The organism is Pseudomonas morbosilactucae (assembly GCF_023241715.1).
GTDB classification, from domain to species: domain Bacteria; phylum Pseudomonadota; class Gammaproteobacteria; order Pseudomonadales; family Pseudomonadaceae; genus Aquipseudomonas; species Aquipseudomonas morbosilactucae.
Genome location: NZ_JALQCW010000013.1, coordinates 62,072 through 73,978 on the forward strand (window position 1 = coordinate 62,072; position 11,907 = coordinate 73,978).

Genomic DNA, 11,907 nt, shown 5'->3' on the forward strand with positions numbered 1-11,907 from the left:
GTGCGAACCCTCCTGCACTGGAGGGATTTGTTTTGTCGAGCTGCGCTCAGGCAGATCTACTCGCTCTATCGCAAAGCTCGTGCCATTGTTCAGAAATATCCTACAGGCCTTTAGACATCAGGCTATCAGCCCCATTGGCCCCCTCCAGCCCACGCGCCAGAGGTGGCGGATTTCCGCCAACCTGCCACTGATCGTTCTACAATTTGGCGGATATCCGCCTTGTTGCTCCCTGTCGCGCTGGCTAACATCCGCGACTCAATGGACGGACCGAACTTCATGCGCGAACGCACCATCGCCAGTCACTTTGCCCGCGCTGCCCTGGGTGGCGCGCGCCGCCGAGGCCATGACTATGCCCCCCTGCTGCAGCGCCTGGGGATCAGTGCCGAGCTGCTTAGCCAACCGAAGGCGCGGATCGCTCCCGAACAATTTGCCGGCCTGCTGCAACAGCTGTGGCTGGAGCTGGACGATGAATACCTGGGCTTCGGCCATGGCCCGAGCCGACGCGGCACCTTCGCCATGATGTGCCATGCCCTGATTCACTGCCGCACCCTGGAAAAGGCGCTCAATCGCGGCTTATTGTTTTATAGCTTATTCCCAGAGGCACCGCGGTTGAGTCTGACGTACGAGGGGGAAATGGCCCGCTTAAGCCTGGATGACTCCGAGCTTTGGGACCCGGATCACTTCCTCAGCGAGAGCCTGCTGTTGATTTGGCACCGCTTGGGCAGTTGGCTGATCGGCCAGCGAATCCGCCTGGAGCAGGCCAGCTTCAGTTACCCGAAACCTCAGCACGCCGCCGAATACGAGCTGCTGTTCCCCTGCCCGCTGCAGTTCGCCAGCGCCTCCAGCAGCCTGCTATTCCAGCGGCGCTACCTGGACATGCCGCTGCTGCAGGACGAACGCACCCTCAAGCATTTTCTTGAACGCTCGCCCGCTGACCTGCTCGCTCGCCCGGACGAAGGCGACAGCCTGAGCAGCCGCTTGCGCCGCTTGCTGAGCCGCGACACCGAATACTGGCCGGACCTGGAAAGCGTCGCCCAGCAATTGCACGTCAGCCCCCAGACCTTGCGCCGTCATCTGCGCGAAGAAGGCGCGAGTTTCCAGGGTTTGAAGGATCAACTGCGTCGGGACATTGCCATCTACCACCTGGGGCGCGCCGACCTGTCGTTGCAACAGATCGCCGAACAACTGGGGTTTTCCGAGCCTTCAGCCTTTCACCGGGCCTTCAAGAAGTGGACCGGGCTGACACCCGGCGCCTATCGCGCCGGAGAACATTGAGCCCAATAGCCCAGCGCAGGATCAGCGCAGTGGAAAGTGAATGCGGAACGCCGCGCCGCCCAATACCGATTCGCCCAGGGTCAGTTGTGCACCGTAGCTTTCAATGATGTCTTTGACCACCGCCAGGCCGATGCCCTGCCCCGGATGCTGGCGATCCAGGCGCTCACCGCGCTGGAGAATTCGCGCCCGCTGGTCTGCCGGCACGCCCGGGCCGTCATCCTCGACACACATCTCAGCGCCCTCCAGGGTGTCGCGCACACTGATGCGCACCGAGCCCAGGCACAGGCGATAGGCGTTTTCCAGCAAGTTGCCCAGCAATTCCAGCAAGGCACCGTGTTCGATCGGCACATAACAGCGTTCCGGCAAATCGAAAGACACCTGGACCTGCTTGTCGCGGTAAACCTTGTCCAGGGTGTCGCAAAGGCTCTTGAGCACCGGGCGCAAACGCACCCGGTGGCGTACCAGGCCGCTCTTGCGCAGGCTGGCCCGCTGCAATTGGTAGCTGATCTGCTGGCTCATACGCTCGATCTGGCTTTGCAGCACCCAGGCCTGCTCACGCTCGGCGGGCCGCTGGGCCATGTCTTCGCTCACACCCTGTAACACCGTCAGCGGCGTTTTCAGGCTGTGGGCCAAATCATCCAGGGAATCGCGATAACGGCTGCGCTGCTCGCGCTCACTGTGCAGCAAACGGTTCAGCGAGCCGGTCAGGCGCAGCAACTCTCGGGGGTGCTGCTCGCTGAGGCTTTCCCGGGTGCCGCTTTCGATCTGGTCCAGCTCCCGACTCAAACGACGCAACGCCTGCAAACCCCAGGTCAAACCGAGCCAGAGCAGGGCCAGGAGCACCAGCAGCGCGGCACCAAAGCCCAGGTAGAGGTTTTCCCGCACGCCTTCCAGGGTCTGTTCGTACTCGCGCACCGGTTGCAGGGCGACGATGCTGAACGCCGCGTTCTTGCCGCCCAGCAGCTTGATCTCGACGTCGTAGACAAAGTATTCCTGCCCATCGACTTCGTGGATCCGAGCAAACTCATTGCCACGCCCGTCATAGCGCGGCTTGTAATTGATGTTCTCTTCCTTGGTCGCCCGCGAGCGCCACACCAGCTTGCCGTCGCGGTCGTAGATGTAGCCCAGCAGGCGGCTGTCCGCCAGGTTGAAACGCTCATCGGGCAACTGCGCGGGCATCTGCAGGTGGTTGTTTTCAATCCGAGCGGCGGAGATCAAGGTGGTGACATCAGACGCCAGGCGCTGCTCGATGGAGTCCTGCAACGCCAGGCTGAAGGCGCCTTGCATGGCCGGCAGCAACGCCAGCATAAACAGCACCGCCAGGGTGGTGGCGGCCAGCATCAGGCGCAAACGCAGCGATCGAATCATCGGCAGCGCTCATTGAACAGATAACCCAGGCCACGCACGGTATCGATCGGTTTGAACCCCGAAGGGGCCTCCAGCTTGCGCCGCAGGCGCCCCACCAAGACCTCGATCACATTGGGATCGCGCTCATCATCATCCGGGTAGAGCTGCTCCATCAGCCGGTCCTTGGCCACCACTTGCTGATGATGACGCATCAGGTATTCAAGGATCCGGTACTCATAGGCCGTCAGCGCCAGGGGCTGTTCATCCAGCGAGGCCTGCTTGCGGTTGAGGTCGAGCAGCAAGGGCCCGGCGGTGATGGTGGAATGGGTAAAGCCGCTGGAGCGACGCAGCAGGGCATTGAGGCGCGCATCCAGCTCCTCGAACTGGAACGGCTTGACCACATAGTCGTCGGCCCCGGCGGCCAGGCCTTCGACCTTGTCCTGCCAGTTGCCGCGGGCAGTGAGGATCAGGATCGGAAACGTCTTGCCCCGGGCACGCAACTGGCGGATCAGGTCCAGGCCGCCCATGCCCGGCAGCCCCAGGTCGATCACCGCCAGGTCATGGTTGAACTGCTCGGTCTGATACAGGGCCTCCTCGGCATTGGCCACGGACTCGACCACATGACCGCTGTCGGTCAGCCGGGTTTGCAAGTGATGACGCAGCAGCGCCTCATCTTCAACGACCAGCAGTTTCATAACCCTCTCCCAGGCAACATTCATCATCTTTGCGGGCAACCCTGCGCCCTGCTTGCATACACGCCAACGCCGGATCTGCCCCAAGGCAAGATCCGGCGTCGTCCAGCAGCCACTGCGCGAGTCTAGAACGCGTAGTTGGCCGACAGGTAGGTCTGAGCGCTGCTGGTGAGGCTCAACGAACCCTGCTTGCTGCCGCCGCGCTCGCTCATCTCGGTGGCCGCGTTGCTGCGCAGATAACGGTAGCCAAGCTCCACCGAAGTGTTTTGCGCCACTTGCTGCAACACACCGGCCTGGAAGCCCACGGCGTAGCCGATATCACTGTCGCGGCTGAAACCGGGCGATTCCTGGGTCAGTTTGGTCAAGCCGGCGCTGGCACCGCCAAACAGTTTGGTGCTGCTGGTGATCGGCAGGAATCGATCGTAACTGCCCAACAGATTTTGCTGGCGCAGTTTAATGCCATTGTGCGATCCGGAAACGTAGTCATAGGTGGCGTAGTAACGCGACAGGTCGTTTTGCTGGCCGAGGCGCAGGCCCCAGGTCGAATCTTTAGCGATGACCCCATCGGCATTGGGATGGCCGAGGTTGTTGTTGAGCTGGGTGGATTTTTTCACTTTGTCGCTGGTCTGGCCGAGGGTCAGGCTGGCGAAGGTATCGTCGGCGGCTTGTGCAGCGGTGCTGGCGCCCACCACGGTGAAGGCAAGAATCAGTTTTTTCAGTGCGTTCATAGGAAGTTTCCTTTTGCGCTCTAGGCTTTTGGGTACGGCGCAAGGTTAAACACCTGGCGCTGAACTGCCCCTGAACGGTCTCTGAACCTGCCCTGAACCAGATCGACTAGGCTGTGTGAAATCTTTTTCACCGGAGAAACGACCATGCGTGCATTCCTCGCCTGCCTGTTACTGGCCATCAGTGGATGGAGCCAGGCTGCCATCAAGACTCAGGAAATGCCCTATCAAAGCTCGGACGGCACCCAGTTGATCGGTTACTACGCCTATGACGACAGCCTTAAAGGCGCCCGCCCCGGGATTGTGGTCGTGCATGAGTGGTGGGGGCTGAACGATTACGCCAAGCGTCGCGCGCGGGACCTCGCCGCCCTGGGCTACAGCGCCCTGGCCATCGACATGTACGGCGAAGGCAAAAATACCGAGCACCCGAAAGACGCCATGGCCTTTATGCAAGCCGCGTTGAAAGACAGCGCAGCCGCCAGTGCGCGCTTCAATGCCGGCCTGGCGCTGCTCAAGCAACAGCCCCAGACCGACCCCAACAAGCTGGCCGCCATCGGGTACTGCTTTGGTGGCAAGGTGGTGCTCGACGCCGCTCGCCAGGGCGTCCCCCTGGCCGGCGTGGTGAGTTTCCACGGGGCTCTGGTCACCAGTACGCCCGCTAGTCCCGGCAGCATCAAGGCCAAAATTCTGGTGGAACACGGCGCCCTGGACAGCATGGTCACGGCCGACAACGTCAACGCCTTCAAGGCCGAGATGGACAAGGCCGGTGCCGACTATCGCTTCGTCACCCTGGAAGGCGCCAAACACGGTTTCAGCAACCCGGACGCCGACCGCCTGAGCCACGGCGAACACGGCGGGCCGGACATTGGCTACAACCAGGCCGCCGACCAGCGCTCCTGGGCGGACATGCAGGCATTCTTCAAGACGCTGTTCAACTGACCCCCAAGCTCACTTAGCCGCCCGCGCGGGCGAGAACCAGACGAGGCTACCCTCGGCCCGCGCAACCCGGCAAAATGCCCTCCATGAATGCCCTCCCTGCCTGCTGCACCCCACTGGACGCTCACTGGCCACTGCCCGAAGCTCTTCCCGGCACGTGCCTGTTGAGTACTCACTTCAATCCCGCGCTGCTGGCGCAGGACGATTTCCAGCGCTGCGCGATCGCGCCGCCGGCGAGCATTCAGCGCTCGGTGGCCAAGCGCCAGGCAGAGTTCCTCGCCGGTCGCTTGTGCGCCCGGGCGGCCCTGCGGCAACTGGACAATCTCGACTGCATCCCGGCCATCGGTGAAGACCGGGCACCGATCTGGCCCGAACATGTCTGCGGTTCAATTACCCACAGCACCGGCCGGGCAGCCGCCATCGTCGGCTACAAACGGCAGTGGCAAGGTTTGGGCATGGACCTGGAAAACCTCCTCGACAGTGAGCGCGCCGAACGCCTGGCCGGGGAAATTCTCATCCCGGCCGAGTTGCAGCGCCTGCATGCCGGGCCCCACAGCCAGCTGGCCCTGCTGGTCACCTTGACCTTTTCGATCAAGGAAAGCCTGTTCAAGGCCCTGTACCCCATCGTGCAGCAGCGTTTCTACTTCGAACACGCCGAAGTCCTGAGTTGGGACCCCAACGGCAAAGTCCGCCTGCGCTTGCTGATGGACCTGTCCTCGGAGTGGCGGCAGGGGAGCGAACTGGAGGGGCAATTTGCCGTGCACGAAGGGCAACTGCTGAGCCTGGTGGCGATCAAGGCTTAGCCCGCCCCGGTCATGGGCGCAAAGACGGCTAGGGATGTTTCTCCTGGTGCCGGGGCCAGCTCAGGCTGAAACAGGCACCGCCCAGGTTCTTGCTGCGGCTGATCAGCGCCCGACCGTCATGCCAGTGAATGATCCGCCGCACAATGGAAAGGCCTAGGCCATGGCCGCCCGAGGCTCGGGTGCGACTGTCATCAAGGCGCAGGAACGGGGTGAAGATTTTTTCCCAGGCGCTTTCCGGCACCCCCGGCCCGTCATCCTCGACATCGATCCGGCAGCGTATTTGTCCGACCTGATAACTGATGGAAACCCGTGATTCGGCATGCCGCAGGGCATTGCCCACCAGGTTTTGCAGGGCACGGTGCAAGTAGCGCGGCTCGGCCTCGACCCACGCATCGTCGCAATCCGCTGCGGACAGGCACAACCCGCGTTGCACCTGGACAGTCGCGCGCAACGGCGCCAACTCGCTGATCACCTGATTGACCAAAGCATCGAGGTCGATGCGCTGGAAATTCAGCGCCGGCGAGCCCTGCTCCAGCCGCGCATAGGTGAGCATTTCGTCCACCAGGCGGTCCAGGTCCTGAATGTCGTTGTCCATGCCTTCGAGGTACTTCTCTCGGGCGGGGGCGGTGGTGGCGCTGGCGATCATTTCCAGGCCGAAACGCAGGCGCGCCACCGGGGTGCGCAGTTCGTGGGACACCGCCCGCACCAGTTCTCGCTGGATCGCCAGCAGCCGCTGCAGGTGCTCGGCCATGCCATTGAACGCCGCCGCCAGGCGCCCCACCGAATCCACGCCCCGGGCCGGAACCCGGGTGTCCAGGCTGCCTTCGGCGATCAGCGTAGCCGCCGACTCCAGGCCGCGCAGGCGCCGCTCCAACTGGCGCACCAACAGATAGACGATCAGCCCGATCAGGCTCAGGCCCAGCACGGCAATCAGCACCAGCCACTCGGGTGGATAGGGATTCATCTGGTACAGCGGGCCAATTTCCAGGACCCAGGGAGTGCCGACCATGCCGGCGAACACCCGAATGGAGTCACCGCCTTTGCCCAGCGCCATCACCGTATCGCCCTCGGCAACCCTCCGCCGCTGGTCCTCATCCATGTCAGCCTGGTCCAGGGGCAGCAGGTGCATGTCGAAACCAAAGCCCTTGCTCTCCTTGAGGGCCGCCAGACGCCCGGGCTGTTCAGCCACCGGGTAGCGCACCAACTCATCGGCCAGCAGATAGATGGTGGCCCGGGCCAATTGCTCGCTGATTTGCAGCACTTCGCCGGTGAGCAACAACGACTCCTTCTCGCTGACCAGGCGATAGACCCGGGCCGCATAGGGGCCTGTCTGCTCAACCAGCGCCTGCCCGCGCAGCACACGGTTGCGCTGGCCAAGGTCGAGATCGGTCTGGCTGAAGGTTTTCAACGCCAGGGGAATACCCAGCAACCGCTCCCACACCGCCAGGGCCCGCCGACGCTCAATGTCGCTCATCGGTTGCAGGTTGTCGGCCATCAGGGAAAAGGTGCCGTGGGCCAGGCGCTCGCGGTACTGCTCGCTGCGTACCTGGTTCAGCAGGTGCAACGCCAGCACCCCGAGCAAGGCCACGAGGATCAGTGCAGCGCACATGCCGCCATAGATACGCAGGAAAATCGAATTCACAGGGGCAGGTCGGCAAAAGCTTCAGGGACGAACAGGTAACCCTTGCTGCGGATGGTCTTGATCAGCCGCGGGTGCTCCGGGTCATCGCCGATCTTCGGGCGAATGCGGGAAATGCGCACGTCGATGGAGCGGTCCTGGCCGTCGTAACCGATGCCCCGCAAGGCGGTGAAGATTTCTTCCCGGGAGAGGATGCGCCCGGCATTGGCCACCAGCAGCCAGAGCAAGTCGAACTCGGCACTGGTCAGCTCGATGCTGCGCTCCTGCAACCAGGCTTCACGCAGGGCGCTGTCCACCACCAAGGGGCCGAACTGCAAGCGCCGTACGTTGGCTTCCGGCACTTCGCTGCGACGCAACAGGGCCTGGATCCGCGCCAGCAACAAACGCGGGCGCACCGGCTTGCACACATAGTCGTCGGCGCCCAGGTCCAGGCCCTGGATCTGGTCCAGGTCATCGGTGCGCGCGGTGAGCATGAGGATCGAGCCCGGGTAGCGATCACGCACCTTGCGGCAAATGCTCAAGCCATCCTCACCCGGCAACATCAGGTCGAGGATCACCAGGTCCGGCTGCTCGGCAATGATCCGCGCCGCCGCCAGGGCGCCATTGCCCTCGATCGACACCCGCAAGCCATTGCTCTCCAGGTACTCGCGGGTCAGCTCGGCCAGACGCTGGTCGTCTTCGACAATCAATACCTGCCAGGCTTCTTGCTCCACGGTCGACCTCTTATTTGCCCAAACGGATGAGGAAAGCAGCCCCCGTCTTGTTGTCATGAAGCCGGTGCATAACAGGGGATAAAGCGCGGGGGATTGTAGCAACGGCGGCCCTGGCACACACAAGCAGGTAAATCGGTTCAGTCAGGGCATTTTTTTGTGATAGGGTTCGCGCCCGCAAAAATCCGCACCCGGCTTTTTTTCACGGTAAAAAACGGTGACAAACGGTTATGTGCAGGAGGGCTGCGGCCTACATGAGCTTTGCCGGTTCCATACACAATTTACACACAACCTTATCCACAGGCTGTGCGTTGCAATCGCTCCCCAAAACGCATTATCTTGTAGCCCGTCGCAAAAAAAACCCTACATGTAGGGTTTTACTCCAAAAGACCAAACACAAATCAGACAAGAAACTCAAGCCCTTTTCTTGCTCCTGTTTGGTGAACCAATCGCTCTTTTAGAAGACCAAGACCGCGCCTGCGGATGGCAGCGTTTTCTACTCTATACAGAGGAAAACGGTACGGGTGTTGCAGCAACAGACTGTCACCCACCAGGAAAAGGTCGCGAGCCTTGCGCTCGCCACCCAAGACTTCGGCATGGAAGCGGCGCCACAAGCCCCCTTCCTGATCTGTCCCGAAGTGGTTATGCCCGGTTTGCGCCGGTTGTAGTGCTTCAGGACAGAACGGTGGGCACCCAGATGGTGCCCAATCAAACATAGAGAACGTGGAGACACCCATGCAAACCGACACAACTCGCGAGAACTCGCCGGCCAACGCGCCGCTGGCTGCTGATTCAAATCTGGATCTGTCTGCCACTGCGCCTGGCCAATTGCGCGTGATCAAGCGTAACGGCACTGTCGTTCCTTACACCGATGACAAGATCACCGTCGCCATCACCAAAGCGTTCCTTGCAGTTGAAGGCGGCACCGCTGCCGCTTCGTCGCGAATCCACGACACCGTTGCCCGCCTGACCGAACAAGTCACCGCGACCTTCAAGCGTCGCATGCCTTCGGGCGGCACCATCCACATCGAAGAAATCCAGGACCAGGTCGAACTGGCCCTGATGCGCGCCGGCGAGCAGAAAGTCGCTCGCGACTACGTGATCTACCGTGACTCGCGCGCCAAAGAACGCGCCACCCGCTCCAGCACCGACGAGCCGGTACAAGCTCACCCATCGATCCGCATCACCCGCACCGATGGCAGCTTCGCGCCCCTGGACATGGGCCGCCTGAACACCATCGTCAGCGAAGCCTGCGAAGGCCTGGAAGAAGTCGACGGCGACCTGATCCAGCGCGAAACCCTGAAGAACCTCTACGACGGCGTGGCCCTGAAAGACGTCAACACCGCCCTGGTGATGACTGCCCGCACCCTGGTTGAGCGCGAGCCGAACTACTCGTTCGTGACCGCCCGCCTGCTGATGGACACCCTGCGTGCCGAAGGCCTGAGCTTCCTCGAAGTCGCCGAAAGCGCCACCCACCACGAAATGGCCGACCTGTACGCCAAGGCGCTGCCGGCCTACGTCGCCAAGGGTATCGAGTTCGAACTGCTGAACCCGGTGCTGGCTGAATTCGACCTGGAAAAACTCGGCAAGGCGATCAACCACGAGCGCGACCAGCAGTTCACCTACCTGGGCCTGCAAACCCTGTACGACCGTTACTTCATCCACAAGGACGGTATCCGCTTCGAACTGCCGCAGATCTTCTTCATGCGCGTGGCCATGGGCCTGGCGATCGAAGAAAAGCAGCGTGAAGACCGTGCCATCGAGTTCTACAACCTGTTGTCGTCCTTCGACTACATGGCTTCGACCCCGACCCTGTTCAACGCCGGTACCCTGCGTCCACAGCTGTCGAGCTGCTACCTGACCACCGTTCCGGACGACCTGTCGGGCATCTACGGCGCCATCCACGACAACGCCATGCTGTCGAAATTCGCTGGCGGCCTGGGCAACGATTGGACGCCGGTTCGTGCGCTGGGCTCGTACATCAAGGGCACCAACGGCAAATCCCAGGGCGTCGTACCGTTCCTGAAAGTGGTCAACGACACTGCCGTTGCCGTTAACCAGGGTGGCAAGCGCAAAGGCGCTGTGTGTGCCTACCTGGAAACCTGGCACATGGACATCGAAGAGTTCATCGAGCTGCGCAAGAACACCGGTGATGATCGTCGTCGTACCCACGACATGAACACCGCCAACTGGATCCCTGACCTGTTCATGAAGCGTGTCTTCGATGACGGCAAGTGGACCCTGTTCTCGCCGTCCGAAGTACCAGACCTGCACGACCTGACCGGCAAGGCCTTCGAAGAGCGCTACGAGTACTACGAAGCCCTGACCGAGTACCCGGGCAAGGTCAAGCTGTTCAAGACCATCCAGGCCAAAGACCTGTGGCGCAAAATGCTCTCCATGCTGTTTGAAACCGGCCACCCATGGCTGACCTTCAAAGACCCGTGCAACCTGCGCAGCCCGCAGCAGCACGTGGGCGTGGTCCACAGTTCGAACCTGTGCACCGAGATCACCTTGAACACCAACAAGGACGAGATCGCCGTTTGCAACCTGGGCTCGATCAACCTGCCGAACCACATCGTCAACGGCAAGCTGGACACCGCCAAGCTGGAACGCACCGTGAACACCGCCGTGCGCATGCTCGATAACGTGATCGACATCAACTACTACTCGGTGCCGCAAGCGAAGAACTCCAACTTCAAGCACCGTCCGGTCGGCCTGGGCATCATGGGCTTCCAGGACGCGCTGTACCTGCAGCACATCGCCTACGGTTCCGACGCTGCCGTCGAGTTCGCCGACAAGTCCATGGAAGCGGTCAGCTACTACGCGATCCAGGCTTCCTGCGACCTGGCCGACGAGCGCGGCGCCTACGAGACGTTCCAGGGTTCGCTGTGGTCCAAAGGCATCCTGCCGCTGGATTCGCAACAGATCCTGATCGAAGCCCGTGGCCAGAAGTACATCGATGTGGACCTCAACGAATCCCTGGACTGGGCGCCGGTACGTGCCCGTGTGCAGAAAGGCATTCGTAACTCCAACATCATGGCCATCGCACCGACCGCGACCATCGCCAACATCACCGGCGTATCGCAGTCGATCGAACCGACCTACCAGAACCTCTACGTGAAATCGAACCTGTCGGGCGAATTCACCGTGATCAACCCGTACCTGGTTCGCGACCTCAAGGCTCGCGGCCTGTGGGACTCGGTCATGATCAACGACCTGAAGTACTACGACGGTTCGGTGCAGCAGATCGAGCGCATCCCGCAAGAACTCAAAGAGCTCTATGCGACCGCCTTCGAAGTGGAAACCAAGTGGATCGTCGACGCTGCCAGCCGTCGCCAGAAGTGGATCGACCAGGCTCAGTCGCTGAACCTGTACATCGCCGGCGCCTCGGGCAAGAAGCTGGACGTGACCTACCGCATGGCTTGGTACCGTGGCCTGAAAACCACTTACTACCTCCGTGCCCTGGCCGCCACCAGCACAGAGAAGTCCACCATCAACACCGGCAAGCTGAACGCTGTTTCCAGCGGTGGCAACCACGGTGACGACTCGGTCCTGGCTGCGCCAGCCGGTCCTGCTCCAGTGCCGAAGGCTTGCGCCATCGACGAGCCGGATTGCGAAGCCTGCCAATAAGCTGAGCCGATAAGCGCCGCCAGGCGCTTATTCGAACCCCCGATAGACCTCCGGTTTATCGGGGGTTTTCTTTTGCCCGGCCTTTACCTGTGCCAGCCACTGAAAGCGCCGCGTGGCACGGGGTGTTCAGGTGTAAGATGCGCGCCATTC

General features: G+C 61.7%; 9 protein-coding genes. 4 read left to right on the forward strand and 5 right to left on the reverse strand.

From position 1 onward, the window contains the following. The first annotated feature begins 276 nt into the window (after positions 1-276). Entirely contained in the window at positions 277-1,275 is a 999-nt protein-coding gene (locus M1B34_RS07385) for an AraC family transcriptional regulator (RefSeq protein ID WP_268264774.1), read from the forward strand. 21 nt (positions 1,276-1,296) lie between these two features. Here M1B34_RS07385 and M1B34_RS07390 read toward each other — a convergent pair whose 3' ends face one another. The 3 genes from M1B34_RS07390 to M1B34_RS07400 form a co-directional block, all read right to left on the reverse strand. Continuing rightward, positions 1,297-2,643: an ATP-binding protein gene (locus M1B34_RS07390; RefSeq protein ID WP_123328422.1), complete on the reverse strand. Its 1,347-nt coding sequence runs from the start codon at positions 2,641-2,643 to the stop codon at positions 1,297-1,299. After that, the gene (locus tag M1B34_RS07395) at positions 2,640-3,317 is read right to left on the reverse strand and encodes a response regulator (protein ID WP_123328423.1); all 678 of its coding nucleotides are present in this window, start codon (positions 3,315-3,317) and stop codon (positions 2,640-2,642) included. Before M1B34_RS07395 ends, M1B34_RS07390 begins: the two co-directional genes overlap by 4 nt. A 122-nt stretch (positions 3,318-3,439) precedes the next feature. Further along, the gene (locus M1B34_RS07400; RefSeq protein WP_123328424.1) at positions 3,440-4,042 is read right to left on the reverse strand and encodes a hypothetical protein; all 603 of its coding nucleotides are present in this window, start codon (positions 4,040-4,042) and stop codon (positions 3,440-3,442) included. 144 nt (positions 4,043-4,186) lie between these two features. Between M1B34_RS07400 and M1B34_RS07405 the strand changes: the two genes are divergently transcribed. Next, positions 4,187-4,978 (forward strand): dienelactone hydrolase family protein, encoded by a 792-nt coding sequence (locus tag M1B34_RS07405; protein WP_268264775.1) that lies wholly within the window; start codon positions 4,187-4,189, stop codon positions 4,976-4,978. 83 nt (positions 4,979-5,061) lie between these two features. Then, the gene (locus M1B34_RS07410; protein WP_268261662.1) at positions 5,062-5,778 is read left to right on the forward strand and encodes a 4'-phosphopantetheinyl transferase family protein; all 717 of its coding nucleotides are present in this window, start codon (positions 5,062-5,064) and stop codon (positions 5,776-5,778) included. Positions 5,779-5,806: 28 nt separating this feature from the next. On the opposite strand, the gene M1B34_RS07415 is transcribed toward M1B34_RS07410, so the two are convergent. Next, complete coding sequence (locus M1B34_RS07415; protein ID WP_268261663.1) at positions 5,807-7,420, reverse strand: ATP-binding protein; 1,614 nt, start codon at positions 7,418-7,420, stop codon at positions 5,807-5,809. Beyond that, a complete protein-coding gene (locus M1B34_RS07420) occupies positions 7,417-8,130 on the reverse strand; it encodes a winged helix-turn-helix domain-containing protein (RefSeq protein ID WP_123328428.1) in 714 nt (237 codons plus the stop codon). Before M1B34_RS07420 ends, M1B34_RS07415 begins: the two co-directional genes overlap by 4 nt. A gap of 732 nt (positions 8,131-8,862) precedes the next feature. Here M1B34_RS07420 and M1B34_RS07425 point away from each other — a divergent pair. Continuing rightward, a complete protein-coding gene (locus tag M1B34_RS07425; protein ID WP_123328429.1) occupies positions 8,863-11,757 on the forward strand; it encodes a ribonucleoside-diphosphate reductase subunit alpha in 2,895 nt (964 codons plus the stop codon). Positions 11,758-11,907 lie beyond the last annotated feature (150 nt).